Origin of the sequence: Crossiella sp. SN42 (genome assembly GCF_023897065.1) — a bacterium.
Classification (GTDB): Bacteria; Actinomycetota; Actinomycetes; order Mycobacteriales; family Pseudonocardiaceae; genus Crossiella.
The window spans coordinates 35,612-53,966 of the sequence record NZ_JAMHIV010000022.1 but is presented as its reverse complement, the minus strand read 5'-3'; the positions used below and the strand labels follow the sequence as shown (position 1 = coordinate 53,966).

Below are 18,355 nucleotides of genomic sequence, written 5' to 3'. Positions count from 1 at the left end.
GATTCTGTCGAAACGACCCGATTCCGTTACAGCAGGCCACGGGACTCCTCCACCGTGATCTCGCCTTGCTCCACCATGTCCAGCAGCCGGTCGATGTCGTCCGCACCGGCCATGTCGGTCGCTCGTGCCGGCGCACCGGCCGCACCGGTGCTCTCGGCGCCGAGCCGGGAGGCGACGCACGCCGCCTGATCGGCGATCGTGGTGAACCGGAACAGGTCGGTGATGTCCATGAGGTCCGGAAAACGCTCGTCGTAATGCCTCAACATCTGCGAGGCCAGCAGAGAGTTGCCGCCGAGGTCGTCGAACTTGTCGTGGGCGTCCAGTTCCGTGACATCGAGCGTCCGCGCCCAGATCTCGGCGACGGCCTGCTCGACTGCGCCGACGCCATCCAGCCCGTAGAGCGCGACGGCCGGCGCGCCGGCGGCGTCGGTCGTGCGGCTCGCCCGCGCGGTGGCCGCCGCCGTCACCGCACGTCTCCGGCCTGGCATGACGACCGGCGGGTGGTCACGCTCAGCCATGAGTGCCCGGAGCAGCCCGGTCCCCTCGCTCGGGCCGACCGGCGGGAAGAGCTCGTCCTCGTCCACGGCGTGCAGGCGCGCGGCCATCCCGGTCTCCCGCCACGCGGGCCACTGGATGCTCAGCGCGGGCAGGCTCCGGGCCCTGCGGTACTGGGCCAGGCTGTCGAGCACCAGGTTCGCGGCGGTGTAGTCGGACTGGCCCTGGTTCAGCAGGAGCCCGGAGATGCTGGAGAACGCCACGAAGAAGTCCAGGTCGTCACCCAGGGTGGCCTCGTGGAGAGCGACCCCGCCGACCGCCTTCGGGCGGTACACGGCCATGAACTCGTCAATGCTCTTGGTGTGCAGGAACCCGATCCCCGGCCGACCGGCCAGGTGCAGCACCCCGCTGATCCGGCCGTACCGCTCCCTCAGGTCGACGACGGCGCGCTCGACCGCCCGCGGGTCCGCCATGTCCAGCCGGACGACCTCGGTGACGGCGGGGTCGCCCTCCGGCCCTGATCCGGGGCCGGGCGCGACGCCCTCCCGCTCCGAGCCCAGCAGGACGATGCGCCGGAACCCCTGCCGGGCCAGGTCCTGCGCCACGGCGGTGCCCAGCCCGCCCGTACCGCCGGAGACGACGGTGAGCCCGTCAGGCGGGACCGGACCGCGCGTCCCGTCCCGCATCGAAATCCCGCGCCGCTCGATCACCGGCTCGTACGGCCGCGCGTCCCGGTAGAACAGCAACGCCGGTCGGTCGAGGCCGCGCGCCTCGTCGATCAGGACCCTCGGCGGAGTGCGTTCGTCGATATCGACGCAGCGGATGCCCAGCGCCCGGTGTTCAAGGCCGGCGACGCGCATCAGGCCGAGCACGCCGGCCTGCCCCGGATCAGGTGCGGGCTCCTCGCCGGTGACCGCGAGCGCGGTGTGGGTCAGGACCACCAGGCCACCGGCGAGTTCCGGACGGCGGGCGGCGAGGAACTGCACGAGCGCGACAGTCCTGTCGACGGGCTCGACCACCCGCTCTGCCAGCGGTGCGACGGAGTCATCCGGAATGCCAGCGAGAATCCCGAAGGCGAATTCACGGCCCTCGCCGAGCTGGTCGTCAGCGGCGTCGGCCACGTGCAGAAAGTCGTAGCCCGCCGCCCGGATCTCGCTGGTGAGGGTGGCAAGCATCGGACCGAAGCCGCCACAGAGCAGGACGGTGCCACCCCGGCCGGCGCCGGCGTCGACTGGCGGGTCGGTCAACTGATAGGCCTGCACGTACCCGTAGCCGCCGGCACCGCCCAGGTCGAGGTCGACCGCCGACTTGATGCAGTAGTTCTCCACCGTCAGCACGACCCGACCGGTGGGGTCGGCGACCGTCACGTCGAACGCGTACAGCCGACCCTCGACCGAGGCGGGCCGTTTCCGGAAGTGCGCCAGGACGTGGGCTGGCAACGGGCCGTGAATCGTCAGCCGGCCGTAGGACAGCGGCAGGTAGAGCCGGTCCTCGTCGTAGAGGTTGCTGGGTGCGTTGATCAGCGTGTCGAGCAGTGCCGGGTGCAGGGCGTAGTCGTCGATCTCGTCGCGGAACCGCACCGGCAACTCGAGCTCGTAGAGCATCTCGGTCAGCTCACGATCCGCCCAGCCGCCGCGCAGACTCCCGGTCCAGCGCTCGCCGAGGGTCAGCCCCTTGGACCGGTCGAGCTGGTCGTCGTAGCCCAGCTCGCGAGTCAACCGGCGCCGCAGGCCGTCCGGATCGATCGGTCCGGCCGCCGCTGCGGCGATCTCCGTGACGAGTTCCGCGGTGGCGTGGCGCACCCAGATCCCGTCCGTGCTCTGGGCGGCGACGGTGACCTCGGCGGTCCCCGGACCGGCCCCGGCCCCGATGATGACGTGGACCTCGGCTTCCGCACCGTCGTCAACCGCGAGCGGCGCGGCGAACTGCACCCTCCGCAGCGTCATCGCGGAGCCGGTATGGCCCAGCCGCCTGGCGACCTGCACGATCATCTCCACCAGTCCGGTACCGGGGAGCACGCTGAGCCCGTCGATGCGATGCTCGGCCAGCTCCCAGAACCGGTGCGGGGAGAGCCGGCACACGGCGATGTCCCGGTCCAGCGTCCGCACCAGGTGGGCGCCGGCGGCCGGCCCGCCGCGGGGAGTCGGACCGTCGGCCTTGATCCAGCACCGCAACGGCTCGAACGGGTAGGTCGGCAGCGGGATACGGCGCTCGCCCCGCGCCGCAGCCCGCCAGTCGATGTCGGCGCCGCGGACATAAAGTGAGGCGAGCCGTCGCAAGCCGTCACGAGCGAGTGTCCCGTCGAGCAGCAGCGCCGCCTCGCGGCTTAACCGCTTCTGCTCCTCGGGGGTGAGATCACGCGGGTCACGCGGCTCGCCGCCACCGACCACGAGTCGGAACTCCCCGGCGGTGAGGTCCCCGTTCGGTGCCGTGCCGGGGCCATCCTCGAGGTGACGCGCGAGAAGCGCGAGCAGCTCCTGCCGCTCCTCGAACACGAACGCGACACGTGCCCGGTGGTGCAGGCGCCCGGTCGACGCGGTGAAGCCGAGGTCGGCCAGATCCACCTCGTTCGCGCTCAAGAACGCTAGGTAACGCGCCACGAGCCGTTTCAGGCCCGCGGTGTCCGGCGCGCTCAGCGGGAGCAGCACCGGGGCCGGAGCAGCCACCCGCTCCGGCTCGGGGACCGGGTCGGCACTGCGCACGACGAGATGGCAGTTCGTCCCGCTCAGGCCGAAGCTGTTGATGCCCGCGTACAGGGTCTCGGTCCGGTCGTCGCCCCACGGCACCGTGCGGTCGTTGACGTAGACCGGTGACAGCGGGAACACGATGTTCGGGTTGGGCTCGTCGAATCCGAGACTCGCCGGCAGGGTCCGGTGTCGCATCGACAGCACGAGCTTGGCCAGCCCCGCCAGGCCGGACGCGTTGTCCATGTGGCCGATGTTGGTCTTCACGGTGCCGATGCCGCAGAACTGCTTCCGGGAGGTGTGCCGGGCAAAGGCCCGCTCGATCCCGCCGATCTCGACCGGATCGCCGAGGCGGGTCGCCGTGCCGTGTGCCTCGATGAAGCTGATCTGATCCGCCCGGACGCCCGCGTCGGCGAGTGCCGAGTCGATCAGGTCGGCCTGCGCTTGCGCGTTGGGGGCGGTTATACCGTTGGAGGCGCCGTCCTGGTTGATCGCGCCGCCGAGGATGACCGCGCGGATGGTGTCGCCGTCGCGCTGCGCCCGGTCGAGCGCCTTCAGCACGAGGACGATGCAGCCCTCAGCCGGGCTCGTGCCGTCACTCCTGCGGTCGAAGGTCCGCGTGTGGCCATCCCGGGACGAGGTGCCCTGGATGTCCTTGATGCCGATGCCGGAACTGTCGGCCACGACCGGGAGCAGGTCGCAGTTCACAGCGCCGACGAGCGCCATCGTGCAGTCCCCGCGCTGGATCGCGCGGCAGGCCGTGTAGGCGGCGACCAGACCGGACGAGCACGCCGTGTCGATGAGCATCGACGGTCCTCGCAGGTTCAGCAGGTAGGCGATCCTGCTGCCGATGATCGACTTGACGTTCCCGGCGACGGAGATCTCCGGGGCGTCGGGGGCGATTGCCTGGATCATCGTCCGGTAGTCGTCGCCGAAGTCGGTCGACATGCCCACGTAGACCCCCACCTGCTGGCCCCGGATCTCGGCGTTGAGGTGGCCGGCGTCCTCGAGCGCGGCCCACGCGGTCTCCAGGAAGATCCGCTGGTTCGGGTCGAGGGCCCGTGCCTCCTGGCGGGACATCGAGAAGAACGGGTAGTCGAACTCCGCCACGGAGGGCAGCCGGGTGCCGCCCCAGTAGCGTTCCCGCGAGGGCCGCGACGGCGCCCCGCGCGCGGCCAGGTAGGCGTCGACGTCGGCGCGTCGCTCCTCGGACAGGTCACGCCGGCCCCGTTCGCCGCGGACCGTCATCTGCCAGAACTCCTCGAGGTCCACGGCCTCGCCCACCCGCCCGCTCATCCCGATGATCGCGACCGGGACGTCACCGCGTCCTGGGTCGGATCGGGCGATCCGCACGTCGGCGGCCTCGGGAAGTTCCGCCAGGTCCAGGTCACCGATGGCCAGCAGCGGGTTCATGACCCGGTCGCCCGGATCGGCACGAACAGTTCAGTGTCACCGGCGCGCCGCAGGATCGACGCGATCCGCTCCTGCTGCTCGGCCTCCGGCACGCCCTTTGTCCGCATGATCCCGCGCAGGAGGTCAAGGGCTTCCCGCCGCTGCTCGCCGGTGAGCTCGTCCTCCTCGGTCGAGGACAACTGCTGGAGTCGGCGGTAGGGCGTGATCACACCGGCGGCGTACTCGTCGTCGTCGAAGTTCCTGTTCCGGGTCGCGGCGGCCGCGCCGAGGCACAGCCCGACGAGACCGGGACGGTTCCTCCGCTCCTCGATAGCCCGCTCGAGCGCCTTGTGGGCTCCGTCGGTGTCCTCGTCGAGGCTGTGGGCCACCGCCCCGGCACCGGTGATCATTCTGGTGAGCACGTTCTTCGGCCCCACCTCGATCCACAGTGTCACCCCTCGGGCGGTGAGCGTGGACACCACGGCGTCCCACCGGACCGGGCTGGTGAGCTGGACGGCGAGGGCGTCCCTGATCTCCTGTGCGCTCTCGTACAGCCGGCCGGTGACGGTGCTGCAAACTGGGACACCCGGCCGTGTGAACTCGATCTTCTCGATCTCCGCCACGTAGGCGGGCACGGCATCGGCCATGAACACGCTGTGGAAGGCGCCTGCGACGTTGAGCGTGGCAACCCTGCCGCCCCGGTCCTCCAGCAGGGTGGTGATCCCTTGCAGGTCCGCGAGCGTCCCGGACAGGACGGTTTGCCGCTCGGCGTTGTAGTTGGACACCTGCACCGTGCGGCCGCCGGAGTTGAACTCCTCGACGCACCTCTCGACCTCGGCCACCGGCATCCGGAGCGCGGCGATCATCCCGGTGTCGGCGGCAGCCGTGCATGACTCCATGGCCTCGCCGCGGACCTTGACCAGGCGCACCGCGTCCTCGAAGCCCACTGCTCCTGCCGCGAGCAGCGCGGTGATCTCACCCAGGCTGTGCCCGGCCAGGTAGGAGACCGGCAGCTGCCGGTCCCGGCCGAGCACCTCGTACATCGCGAAGCTCAGGACCAGCAACGACATCTGCGCGTGCCGGGACCGGGTGAGCTCGGCCGGGGACTCGGTGAAACAGAGGTCGGCGAGGGAGTAGCCCACGAGGTCGGACGCCTGCGCGAAACGTTCCCGCACGCTGCTCTCCGACTCGAACCAGCGGCGGCCCATCCCGGAGAACTGGGATCCCTGGCCGGGGAACACGAGCGCGAGGTCGGTCATGTCTGGTCCTTCCGTGCCGATGCGTGCAGGTGTCCCGGTGTGGCGCCGGATGTGTGGGGTGGGGCGTGGGAGCCGACCGGGGCCGTGGGGGATTCGAGGACTCCCAGCAGCCGCACGTAGCTGTCGAACAGCCGGTGCGCGGCTCCGGGGTCGATCTCGCGCCGGTGCGCGAGAGCCACGGCGGCAGACTGCGCGGTCACGGCGGTGCCCAGGACGATGTCGGCGTGCCGGAGGATGTCGCTCTCCCCGGCGCGCAGGCGGTCCGCACAGGCGATGGTCACCATGCCGCCGGCGCCGCGGCCGGGACGGATCCGGTCGAGGTGCACCTCGCCGCCCGGCAGAGCGACCAGGCGCAGGTAGTCGTCCACCAGGTCGGACAGGTCGGCCCGGCCGAGGACATCGAGGCGAACCGGGACCGCCCGGTCGCGCCCGAGCACTACGCAGAGCGTGACATCGTCGCAGGAGAGCGTCTTGCCGACGGTCAGGGCGAACGCGGCATGGGCCAGCGCCTGCGCCGCGCGCTCACCGCCCTCGCCCGCCCGGTTCAGCGCGGCCCGGACCCGGGCAGGCAGCACGACCTCGACGGTCCCGTCGGCCCGCTCGGCGCCCCGCTCCGGTGCGAACCAGGACTCGGGCAGTCGCACACCGACCTCGGGCAGGGAGCCAGCCTGCCCGTGCCGCGCCAGCTTCCGCTGCAGGAGTTCCTGCAGGCCGCCAAGGGTGGGCTCGGCGAACAAGTCGCTCACGTCGAGCACCCCGGGGTATGCGACGTTCAGCTGTTCCAGCAACAGGACGAGGCTGAAGGAGTTGCCGCCGAGATCGAGGAAGCTGTCGTCCGGGCCGAACGAGACGTCACCGAGAACCGACTTCCAGGCTTTGAGCAGGTCCTCGCTCACCGCCGGGGACACCTCCGTCCGCCCCGGTCCGGGCGGCGGGGTGCCTTGGCGTGCCAGTGCCGTGCGATCGACCTTGCCGCTTGTCGTCATGGGCACCTCGGGCACCGCCGTGAGCGTGGCGGGGACCATGTAGCCGGGCAGCGTCCGGGACAGGAAGTCCTTCAGCGACTGCGGGTTCAGGTCCGCGTCCCCGCGCACCGCGTAGAACCCGCGGATGACCCGGTTCCCCGGCGAGATCTCGTCGACGACCGCCCCGGCCCCAGCCACCAGTTCGTGCCCGGTGATCGCCAGCTCGATCTCCTCCAGCTCGATCCGGTAGCCGCGGACCTTGACCTGGTTGTCCACCCGGCCCAGGCAGTGGACCTCGCCATCCCGCCACCGCGCCCGGTCCCCGCTGCGGTAGATCCGTCCCTCGCCGAAGGGGTTCTCGCGGAACACCTCGCGGGAGAGCTCGGGCCGGTGCAGGTACCCGGGTGACACGCCGTGGCCGCCGATCCACAGGTCACCGACCGCTCCCTCCGGAACGAGCTGAAGGTCGCCGTCGAGCACGTAGAAAGTGGTGTTGGAAATGGGCGTGCCGATGCTGACGGACGCGTCGCGGGTGAGCTCCTTGACGCTGGACCAGATGCAGGTCTCGGTGGGCCCGTAGACATTGAAGACCTGGCACGACGACCGGGCCCACAAGTCCGGCAGCAGGTCCTCCGGGAATGCCTCGCCGCCGACGACCAGCTTGTCCAGCGGTTCCAGTGCCACCCGAGCCGCGTCCGGATCTGCACACAACATCCGCAACCGGCTCGGCGTCATCTGCAGGTACCGCACGCCGTTGCCATCGACGAACTCCGCGATCGCCGCCGGCGTGCGGGTGTCCGCCTCGTCGGCCAGGACCACGGTCCCACCGGTGACCAGCGTCATCAGGGTCTCCAGGAGGTGGATGTCGAACGACGGGGTGGTCAGGCACGCCACCGTGGCGTTCTCCGCCCAGCCGAGCGCCCTCGGCATGCCCCACAGGAAGTTCGCCAGCGCACGGTTGGTCACCGTGACGCCCTTCGGCCGGCCGGTGGAGCCGGAGGTGAAGATGACGTACGCGAGGTCCTCCGGCTTGTCGGACTCCGGCGCCGGCGCCGCCGCATCCGGCAGGTCCTCCTCGCCGATGGTCATCGTCATCGCGCCCAGTTCCAGGGTCTCCGCGATCCCCGGAGCACACAGGACTTTCGCCGGGGCGGCAGTCTTGATCATCGAGCGCAGCCGCTCCGGAGGGTTCGTGACCTCCAGCGGCAGCCAGGCGGCACCGACGCGGTGCACGGCCAGCATGGCCGCGACGAGGTCCGGTGATCGCGGCAGCAGTAGCGCGACCAGGTCCCCCTTCCCGACTCCGGAGTCGCGGAGCCGGGCGGCGAGCCGGCCTGCGCGCTCGGCCAACTGCGCGTAGGTCGTCTCCTCGCCACGGAAGCGGATCGCCGGCCGCCGGGCGTGTGTGGCGAACGCTCGGTCGAACAGCTCCCCGAGGCGCGGCACGTCCGGTACGGACGGACCGGCGCCCCAGGACAGGAGACGTTCGGCCGTGGCTTCCTCGACGAGCGGTATCTCGCCGATCTTGCGGTCGGGGTCCTCCACCGCTCTCGCGAGCAGGGCGCGGTACATGTCCATCAGGTCGGCGATCCGCTGCTCGCCGTAGACGTCGGAGTGGTTCAGGTCGACGAACAGGCCACCGTCGCGCTCGACCAGTTCGAGCGTCATGGCGAGCATCGAGCCGCGCATGCCAAAGTCCACGGTCGTGCCAGTGAGCGCACCGAACCGGCGAGCGCGCTTCCGCGCGTTCGTGTAGATGAACATCGTGTCGAACAGCGCGTTGCGACCGTAATCGCGCTCCAGCTCCAACTCCTCGATCAGCGCGTCGTAGGAGTAGTGCGAGTGCTCGATCGCCGCGACGCTGGTGTCGCGGACCTGCCGGAGGAAGTCCGACAGCCGGGTCTCGGGCGTCGGGCGCAAGCGCAATGGCAACGACTGGGCGAACATTCCGACCGTGCCGTCGAACGGGCCCAGGATCCGCTGGTCCAGAGGCACGCCGACGCACAGATCCGTCTCGCCGCCCGTCTTGGCCAGCAGCACCGACCACAAGGACAGGTAGAAGACGAACGGCGTCGTCCGGTGCCGACGGATCACCGCCTTGGCCGCCTCGTGCACCTCACGGTCGATCTCGGCGTAGAAGTGGCGTCCGTTGAAGTCGTTGACGACCGGGAGGGGAGCGTCGGTCGGAACGGACAGGGGCGAGGGCAGGGTCTCGAACTCGCCCAGCCACCACCGCCGGTGGTCCTCGTAGCCGGCCCCGCCGGGCAACTCGGACCGCCGGCGGACGTGCTCGGCGTAGTCCGCGGGCTCGCCGGTGCTCGTCAGCCGCCCGTGCGTCAGGTGGTCGGCGAGCTCGTCGATGATCAGTTCCAGCGCGCGGCCGTCGACGATGATGTGGTGAAAGGAGACCACGAGATCGTGGGTGCCGTCCTCGCCGACGACGATCCCGTAGCGCCACAACGGCGCCCTGGACAACTCCAGCGGCGCGTTCATCACCGCGGCTACCTCCTCGGCGCTGGCTCCGTCGAAGAGGTGGAACTCCGGCTCGACGTCCGGCTGGACCCGGCAGATGACGTCGGTGGAGTCGATCTCGTAGCGACAGCGCAACTTCGGGTGCCTGCGGGCCACAGCCCGGAACGCCGCATCGACCTGGGCCGGATCCAGCGGGCCGTCGAAGCGCAGCCGGGCCGGAACCTGGTAGGCCGCGTTCCCGCCGCGCATGCGGGAGAGCACGTAGACGCGCTTCTCCTCGGCCGAGAGCGCCATCAGGCCGGGGGGCTGCGGCGTCGCGGCGGGCACGCGCCGCGCGCCGGTTGCACCATCACCGGTGCGACCAGCCGACCTAGCTCGCCGGAAGTCGAAGCCTCCGGCCCGGATCGCCTGCACGGCAACACGGAATGCCTCGAGGATGCGGTCTTTGTGCTCCTCGGTGTGGGCCAGCGAGAAGTACCCCGAGCGCCGCTCCCACACGTAGACGCCATGGTGGGCCAGCAGCTTGAAGAAGAGGTTCGCGGTGAGGGTCATGGTGACCACGTCGCGCGGCGCCACCGTCTCGTACTTGTACATCGAGGCGAAGTGCGACAGCCGGATCGGCACGTCGTCGCGGTCGAAGTAGTCGTTGGCCCGCTGGACGAAGTCGTCGGTGAACCGGTTCAGTCGGGCTAGCCGCTCCGCACCGCCCTCCTTCAGGTTCGTCAGCACCGCCCGGCAGGCCGCCATGGTGAGCGGGTGTTTGCAGAACGTCCCGGCGAAAAATGTCGTCGGCACCGCCGGCCGGGAGTCGTCGGCGTCGGAGAAGGCCCCGCCGTCGACGGCGTCGAGGTACTTGCTCCGGCCGGCGACGATACCCACCGGCATCCCCCCGCCGACGAGCTTGCCGTACAGCGACATATCGGACTCGACCCCGAAGTACGACTGCGCGCCCCCCAGCTCGACCCGGAAGCCGACGATCATCTCGTCGAAGATCAGCGCGATCCCATGCTCAGTGCAGATCCGCCGGAGTTCCCGGAGAAAGCCCGCGGGCTGCAGGCCCGGGTTGCGTGACTGCACCGGCTCGACCAGCACGGCGGCCAACTCCTCGCCGTGCTGCCGGATCCGGTCCAGCGAGTCCTCGGCGCCGTAGCTGAGCACGAGGGTGTTCTCGATCATGGCTGGCGGGATGCCTATGGTCAGCGGAACGCTACCGGTCCCGTCGCTCTCGGCCAGGACGCCATCGGAGCTGCCGTGGTAGGAGTCGGTGAACCGCACGATCTTGTCGCGCCCGCTGACCGCCCTGGCCAGCCGCAGGGACACCATCACGGCCTCGGTGCCGGTGTTGCAGAACGTGACCCGCTCGGCGCCGGTCATGTCGTGGATCAGTTCCGCGACCTCGCCGGCGACCTTGTTCTGGGGCCCCAGCTCATATCCGGCCTCGAGCTGATCCCGCACCGCACGCATGACGAAGTCGGGCTGGTGGCCGAAAAAGTGGACGCCGTACCCAATCCCGGTGTCGATGTACTCGTTGCCGTCCACGTCCCAGAACTCGGCGCCCCGAGACCGGGCGGACACCAGCGGATAGGCCGTCTCCTTCAGGCTCGTGTCGAAGTTGAGCGAGGCGATCCAGTCGGCGAGCATCTGCCGGTGGGAGCGCGCGTACTTCTTCGACCCCGCGGTCCTGGCGGTGTAGCGGGTGACGAAGTCGTCGACGAACCGCTGCTGCCGCGCGGTGAGCCGGTCCTCGCGCAGCGAGATGTTGTTGTTGTAGGAGCCGACCTTCCGGACCGTCCGCGACGGCCGGCGTTGCGGCGCGGGCCCGTCGGCCGGCGCGGTGCTGGAGAGGGCCTGGAGCTGTTGCCGCATGAGGGCCAACTGGGAGTGGATCACCGCCTCCAGGCCGAAGCCGGGCGGACCGGTTCGGCCGGTGCCCGAGGGCGCCCCGGACGCCGCGGTGCTCCCCTGGTGAACGCTTACGGCAGTGTCCGACGGGGCGACCGGCAGATTCGGCTCGGGAGAGCTCTCCTCCACCGGGCGGTTCCGGGCGACGAAGTCGATCAGCTGCCCCACCGTGTGGAGCGATTGGAAGAAGGTCGTGACCGGGATGTCGAGTGCGAACGCCTTCTCGATGCGCTTGCCTACCTGCACCAGCATGAGCGAGTCGACACCGAGTGAGAATAGTTCGACGCCGCGGCCCAGCGCCGTGGTCGCCACACCGGTGACCTCGCTCAGCACCTGCGTGACGACCAGCCCGACCGCCTTCTCCTCAACCGCCCGGCGTGCGTCGGTCGCGGTGGCGCCGACGTTGACGGAGCCGTTCGCCGGAGGGCCGTCGACTCCGGTGTTCATGGGCGCGCTGCCTTCTCCGGTGCGGTCCCGGTACCAGATCCGTTGCCTGTCGAACGGGGTGTGCGGGAGGTCATGGACCACTCGCCCGGCGCCCGCGAGGTGGCGGGGGTCCAACTCGGCGCCCAGCTCCCACAGCCGACCGGCGGTGCCGAGCAGCTGCCGCAGATCGGACCTGCCCTTACGCAGGCTCGGAAGGACCACCACGTCGTCACCGAACTCCTGGGCGACGAGCCCGCCGAGCGTCGCCGTGGCACCGATCTCCACGAAGGTGCGGAGTCCCGACCCGACGGCCGAGGCGACGGCGTCCCGGAACAGGACGGGCTCGACCAGGTGCCGGCTCCAATGGCCGGCATCGATCGGGGCCCCTGCTGCCACTGGCCGGGCGGTCTGCGCGGAAATCCAGGTGACTGACGGGTCGTCGAAGCGCCGATCGTGGATCTGGGCGTGCAGGCGCTCGGCCGCCGAGACCATCCGCGCCGAGTGGAAGGGGTGTGACACGTCCAGTCGCTCGACGAAGACGCGCTGCCCACGCGCGGCCTTCAGCACGGCGGCCAGGCTCTCGGCCGGGCCGGAGACGGTGACATTGGCCGAGGAATTCACTGCCGCCAGCGAGACGTCCGGGTAGCCGTCGAGCAGTTCCCGTGCCCGCTCTGGGGAGCACAGCAGGGTCGCCATCGACCCGTCGGCCGAGGAGTCCGCGACGACCCGCGCCCGGCACACGACCAGGTCGACGGCCTGTGCACGGGTCATGACGCCGGCGAAGCAGGCCGCGGCGTACTCGCCGATGCTGTGCCCGATGACCGCGGCGGGGGTGATGCCCCAGCTTTTCCAGTACCGGGCGAGCGCCAGCCCGACGGCGAAGATCATTGGTTGGGTGTGCAGTGGTGACCGGAAGTGCTCCCCGGCCTCCTCGGAGAACATGACCTTCAGCAGAGAGATGTCCGCGGCCCGACGGAACTCGCGGTCCAGCTCGTCCAACTCGCGGCGGAAGACCTCGGCGTGGCCATACAGCTCCCGGGCCATCCCCGGGTACTGCGTCCCCTGGCCGGAGAAGAGGAACACCGGGCTCGCCGCGCGGTGGTCGACGTCGGCCGGGTCCTTGTTCAGGTCCACGCCGGCGGCGGCCCGCAGGTCGTCCGTCGTGGCGCAGACCAGGGCTTTGCGGTGCTTGAGGCCGCGTCGCCTGCCCAGGGTGTGCGCGATGTCATCGAGATCGGCCGTGGTGCCGGCGCTCCAGTCGGCAAGGTCGCGCAGCGCGGTCCGCAGCGCCGCGTCGGAGTTCGCCGAGACCGGCAGCAGGCGGGGGATCGCGGGGGCGGGCGCGGCACGGCGCGGTTCCGCCCGGTGCTTGTACTCCTCGACGACGATGTGGGCATTGGTCCCGCTGATCCCGAAGGAGCTGATTCCCGCCCGGCGTCGCCCGCCCGAAGGCTCCCATGGGATCTCCTCGGCGACCACCTCGACGGGGACGCGGTCCCAGTCGACGAGGTGGTTGCCGCTGCGGAAGTGCAACGTGGCCGGCAGGCGCTCGTTCTGGAGGGAGACAACGACCTTGCAGAGCGCCGCCATGCCGGCGGCCGACTCCAGGTGCCCCAGGTTGGACTTGACGCTGCCGAGGCCGACCTTGGTCGTGCGACCGGTGAAGACCCGGGCCAGGGCGTTGATCTCCTGCGGATCGCCGATCGGCGTCCCGGAACCGTGGGCCTCGACGTAGGAGACGTCCTCGATCCCGACACCGGCCTCGGCCATCGCCTCCTCGATCACCCGGCTCTGGGCGATACCGCTGGGGACGGTGAAGCCGCCACTGCGGCCGTTGTGGCTGACCGCCGAACCGCGCAGCACGGCGAGGACGTCGTCGCCGTCGTGTTCGGCGTCGGCCAGGCGTTTGAGGAGAACGACGACACCGCCTTCGCTCCGGATGTAGCCGTCTGCGCCGTCGTCGAAGCTGCGGCACCGGCCCGACGGCGACAGCGCGCCCAGTCGCGACCACGACAGGTGCCCCTCGGGGCTGAGAATCAGGTTCACCCCTGCGGCGACGACCAGGTCACATCCGCCGTGCTTCAGCTCCCGGCTACCCATGTGCAGGGCGTAGAGAGAGGACGAGCAGGCGGTGTCGATCGCCATGCTGGGACCCTCGAAACCGAAGGTGTAGGAGATCCGTCCGGCGGCCGCGTTCGCCATGTTGCCGGTGTAGGTGTACGCCTCGTGGGAGTACCCGAGGTTCTGCCCGACCTGGCGGTAGTCGTTGTTGTAGATCCCGACGAACGTCCCGACTCGGCCGGCCGCGCCTGCGGTGTACGGGTCGATGCCGGCATCCTCGAACGCCTCCCAGGTCAGCTCCAGGAGCAGCCGCTGCTGCGGGTCCATCAACTCGGCCTCGCTCGGCGAGATGGCGAAGAAGGTCGGGTCGAACAGGTCGATGCCGCGCAGGTAGCCGCCTCGGGTGGTCGTCACCTCGGTGGTGTCGAGCGGGCTGTGCGCCCACCTGCCGTCCGGAACCGGCTCCACGACGTCGATCTGCTCGCTCAGTGCCTCCCAGAGTTGCTGCCGGGTTCCGATGCCACCGGGCAGTCGTAGCGCCATCCCGATCACCGCGATCGGCCCGGACGGCGAGGTCGGGGACGCGGCTGCGACCGCACGGGGTGGGGCCGTCTGCGCGCCGTTGCGGGCGGTGAGCGTCCGCCGGATCTCCTCGACCAGCGCGGCCGGCTCGGGATGGTCGATGATGCAGGTGCTCTCCAGCCGGACTCCCAGCCGACGCTCAAGCCTGGCCTGCAGAGAGACCAGTTGCACCGAGTCGAGGCCGAGGTCGAACAGGTTCGCGCCGAGGAGGGCCGGGTCTGAGGCGCCGCCGGGCGAAGCGTTCTCCAGCTCGTTGAGGATGCAGGAGGCAATCGCCTCGACCAGGTCACCGGAACCCGGGACCACTGGATCGACGGGCGCGGGCGGGTCGGTGCCGTGACCGGGTTCCGGCAGAGCACGTTCCCAGTCGACCGGCACGCCGTGCACCCATGCCTCCGCCAGCGAGGAGACGACGCGGGCCGGACCCTGCTGGTCGCGGCGCAGCGTGCCGATCACCGGCACGTCACCGCCGGTGGCGGTCACGATCTCGCGCATCGGGCCGATCAGCACCGGGTGCACGCTGAGCTCGACCAGCGCCCGGTGGCCGTCGGCGAGCGCGGCCTGGGCCGCCTGCTCGAACATCACCGGGCTGCGGAGGTTGCGGTACCAGTACTCGGCGTCCAACTCGCCGGTGTCCAGCCGCCCGCCGGTGGTGCTGGAATAGAAGGGGAGTTCCGTCGAGCGCGGGACGATCCGGCCCAGGGAAGCGAGCAGAGCCTCGCGCTGCTGCTCCACCTGCGGCGAGTGCGCGGGGAAGTCGACGGACAGCTTCTGGGCGTAGGTCCCCTCATCGCGCAGGTCCTCGACAACGCGGGCGATGACCGGGCCGGCTCCGGCGATCACCACCGACCGAGGCGCGAACACCCCGGCGATGTCGACGGCGTCGCAAGGGTCGGCGCCGCGGGCGTCGAAGCGGTCCTTGGCCTCGGCGACGGTCAGACCGACCATCGCCATGGTGCCCTGGCCCACCAGCGGCACGTGCGCCCGGCTCCACAGCACGGCGATACGCGCGGCCTCATCGAGGGGTAGCGCACCGGCCACGTACGCCGCCGCGATCTCACCGAGACTGAAGCCGGCCACTGCACCCGGCTCGACCCCGTGCCAGCGCCACAGGCCGGCCAGCGAGACCATGATCGCGAAGAGCATCGGCTCCACCACGTCTGGCCGGTGCAGCTCCGGTGCCGGGCCGTCGGCGCGCATGACGTCGACAAGTGACCAGTCAACGTGCGGGGCGAGGGCCTCAGCGCAGTCGCTGATCTGCCTGACGAACACTGGAGAGGAGTCCAGCAGGTCAGCGCCCATGCCCGGAAATACCGTGCCCTGGCCGGGGAAGACGAACACCGGGTGGACCTCGTCCGCGGCGACGCCGCGCACCGCCCGTGCGCTCGGGCGCCCCTGGGCCACCGCGGTCAGCGGCTCGAGCCAGTCGTCACCGTGCGCGAGCAGGACGGCCCGGTGGGCTGGCGCGCGCCGCGCCGAGGCCAGGGACCCGGTCGCATCGCGCGGGTCGGCGACACCGTCCTCGATCTGCCGCCGCAGCCGATCCGCGTGGTCACGTAAGGCCTGGCTGCTCGGTGCGCTCAGAATCCACGGAGCCGTCATCGGCGCCGCCTCCCGTACCGGCTATCGATCAGAAGCACGAAGCTGTTCATGACTCTCCCGGACCTAGCCTTTCCTGGCGAATGTGGTCAGGCCAAAATCAGCGATCAGCGTCTGCTGAACCTGCGAGGTGCCCTCGATGATTTCCAGAATCTTCGCCTCCCGGAAAAGGCGTTCGACCGGATAACCGCTCCAACACCCACTTCCGCCGAGCACCTGGACCGCGTCCGACGTGACGCGTCCGGCGACGGTCGAGGAGAAGTACTTGGCAATGCTTGTCGCCGCGATCGCGTCCGGGCTGCGTTCGGCGCGCAGCCGACCGGCCCGCCTGCACAGCTCGCGCGCGGCGGAGACGCCGGTGACGGCGTCCGCGATCATCTTCTGTACCAGCTGGAACGAGCCGATCTTGCAACCGAACTGTTCGCGCCGGGCAGCATGGCTGCACATCTCCTCCAGAGCCGCTTGGGCGATCCCGACGCCCGCCCACGCGATGCTGTAGCGCCCGAGGAGCAGCGCCGTGTTGGCGACGAAGGCAAATCCGGATCCGATTCCGCAGACGAGGTTCTCGGCCGGGACCTTCACGTCGGAAAGCACGACCTCAGCCATGTGCGTAGCGCGATTACCGAGCATTCCCGACATCGGCCGGATCTCGACACCGGCCGTCTCCCGGTCGACAAGGAACGCACTGACGACGCCGTTGTCCGCTGCGAAGACGAGGAAGACGTCTGCGATCCCCGCAAACGAGATCCATTTCTTGCGGCCGTTGAGGACGAAGTCCTCGCCCTTCTTCAGGTAGCTGGTGGACATCGACGCCGCATCGGAGCCCGCACCGGCCTCCGACAGCGCGAAGCACGCGATCCGTCGCCCGCTCGCAAGGTCGGGCAGGTACTTCTCCTTGATCCGCCAGGACGCCCGGCCGGCCAGCGTCTCGGCGACCAGTGACGTGTGGACGGTCAGCAGAGCACGGGTCGAGGCGCATGCCTTGCCGATCACCTCGGTGAGTTCGCCATACTCGAGCGGGGTCAGGCCAAGGCCCCCCCACTCGACCGGCACCGTCGCACCGAGGAATCCCGAATCCGCCATCTGCTCGATCACCTCGTGCGGGAGGCGTTCCGCGCGGTCGAACTCCGCCGCGCGGGGTGCCAGTTCGGCGGCGAAGGCCACGGCCCGCGTCATGATCGGAATCGGGGAACCGTCAGCCACGGCGCGCTGCCCTCAGTTCGTCCACCATCCGCGCCATCCGCTCGACCGAGCTGAAGTTGCGGAGGTTGAGGTAGTTGTCCGGGACCTCGACACCGAAAGCGCCCTCGATGTGAGCCAGCAGTTGCATGGCGAAAATGGAGGTGACGAACCCCTTGTCGAAGATGTGGTCGTCGTCGCTCAGTTCGGTGTCGCCCAGCGCGGTGATGTTGGCCCTGACGAACTCACGAATGCTGTCGCGGACGTCCATGCCGCCGGCCGCATCGACTGAAGATCCGCTGTCATGCATCGACGTTCACCCTTACGTGGTCGGGATAGTCACGAACGATCGTGAGATCGTTCTCAAAGAGGTGCTCGGCACCGACCTGGGAGACAACGCGGAAGTTCGCCAACTGGTATGTGAACAGCATCTGGCGATTGCGATCAGTGCGCCGGAACCTGGCGAAGAGGCGGACGCCCCGCGCTGCGCCCTCTTTGATCAAGAAGTGCAGGAGTACGGTCCCCACGCCCTTGGAGACCGTCCGGCAGGACATGAGCAGAAGCGCGATCGTCCAGCAGTCTTCGGCCTTCTCGACCAGTGCCATCCCGATCTTGCCGTAACCGCCGTAGCGATCAGTCAGCTCGCATACCCACAGGTCGTGGTCCGGGTCGTCGAGGAGCTTCTCGAGTTCGTCGTGGGAGTAGTGGACACCGGTCGAGTTGAGCTGACTGGTCCGCTGGATCAGTTCCTCCAGCCGCAGCAGGTCGTCCCCGCCTGCCTGGGAGATGGTGAGGATCATGCCGAGGCTGCGCAGGAATTCGTCCCGGGGTCCCTGGAACGCGAGTTCGGATCGGTCGCGTTGCTCGCCCTGCTGGTACATCAGCCGCCGACGCCGTGCGTCCTCGGTGACGTGAGCCGGGGACAACCGGGGCAGCGTCACGAGCGAGAGGCGGTCCGCGGCGTCGATCGTCTCGACGTCAGGGTGGACGAAGGCGACTTCATCACGTTCGAACTCCTGGTCGTCAACGAAGACCAAGGTGTCCAGCCCGATGTTCAGCTTTTCCTGCAGCACGGTGATGGAACTGGACTTGCTGTTCCAGTTGATCTGTGGATGGAGGAAATACTCGACGATGCCGAACTCGTCGAGCTTCTGCATGGCGTCGTCGTGATTGTTCTTGCTCGCGATGGACTGCAGGATCCCGCGCGCGTCGAGAGTTCTGACGATCTTGATGACCTGTGGTTCAACAACGACGTCGTCCCCCGCCGAGAGCGTCCCTCGCCAGAGCGTGTCGTCGAGATCCCATACGACACACTTTGCCATCTTCATCCGTTCCAATT

The 18,355-nt window shown here is 69.7% G+C and carries 6 protein-coding genes; all 6 read right to left on the bottom strand.

Annotated features, from left to right (window positions below; all coding sequences use genetic code 11):
- Window positions 1–26: 26 nt before the first annotated feature.
- Window positions 27–4,592 (bottom strand): type I polyketide synthase, encoded by a 4,566-nt coding sequence (locus M8C13_RS25650; RefSeq protein WP_252483250.1) that lies wholly within the window; start codon window positions 4,590–4,592, stop codon window positions 27–29.
- Complete coding sequence (locus M8C13_RS25645; RefSeq protein WP_252483249.1) at window positions 4,589–5,830, bottom strand: ACP S-malonyltransferase; 1,242 nt, start codon at window positions 5,828–5,830, stop codon at window positions 4,589–4,591. The genes M8C13_RS25650 and M8C13_RS25645 overlap by 4 nt, the downstream gene beginning before the upstream one ends.
- Window positions 5,827–15,840 carry a non-ribosomal peptide synthetase/type I polyketide synthase gene (locus tag M8C13_RS25640; RefSeq protein WP_305883998.1) on the bottom strand — a complete coding sequence of 3,338 codons (10,014 nt, stop codon included), beginning with the start codon at window positions 15,838–15,840 and terminating at the stop codon, window positions 5,827–5,829. Before M8C13_RS25640 ends, M8C13_RS25645 begins: the two co-directional genes overlap by 4 nt.
- Window positions 15,841–15,903: 63 nt before the next feature.
- Window positions 15,904–17,040, bottom strand: a complete 1,137-nt coding sequence (locus tag M8C13_RS25630) for an acyl-CoA dehydrogenase family protein (RefSeq protein ID WP_252483248.1) — start codon at window positions 17,038–17,040, stop codon at window positions 15,904–15,906.
- The gene (locus M8C13_RS25625; protein WP_252483247.1) at window positions 17,033–17,326 is read right to left on the bottom strand and encodes a phosphopantetheine-binding protein; all 294 of its coding nucleotides are present in this window, start codon (window positions 17,324–17,326) and stop codon (window positions 17,033–17,035) included. The genes M8C13_RS25630 and M8C13_RS25625 overlap by 8 nt, the downstream gene beginning before the upstream one ends.
- Window positions 17,319–18,344: an HAD family hydrolase gene (locus M8C13_RS25620; RefSeq protein ID WP_252483246.1), complete on the bottom strand. Its 1,026-nt coding sequence runs from the start codon at window positions 18,342–18,344 to the stop codon at window positions 17,319–17,321. Before M8C13_RS25620 ends, M8C13_RS25625 begins: the two co-directional genes overlap by 8 nt.
- Between the last annotated feature and the right edge of the window lie 11 nt (window positions 18,345–18,355).

Bases quoted from the DNA above. Each gene is read 5' to 3' on its own strand.
- M8C13_RS25650 (WP_252483250.1), bottom strand. From the start codon at position 4,592: ATGAACCCGCTGCTGGCCATCGGTGACCTGGACCTGGCGGAACTTCCC.
- M8C13_RS25645 (WP_252483249.1), bottom strand. From the start codon at position 5,830: ATGACCGACCTCGCGCTCGTGTTCCCCGGCCAGGGATCCCAGTTCTCC.
- M8C13_RS25640 (WP_305883998.1), bottom strand. From the start codon at position 15,840: ATGACGGCTCCGTGGATTCTGAGCGCACCGAGCAGCCAGGCCTTACGT.
- M8C13_RS25625 (WP_252483247.1), bottom strand. From the start codon at position 17,326: ATGCATGACAGCGGATCTTCAGTCGATGCGGCCGGCGGCATGGACGTC.
- M8C13_RS25620 (WP_252483246.1), bottom strand. From the start codon at position 18,344: ATGAAGATGGCAAAGTGTGTCGTATGGGATCTCGACGACACGCTCTGG.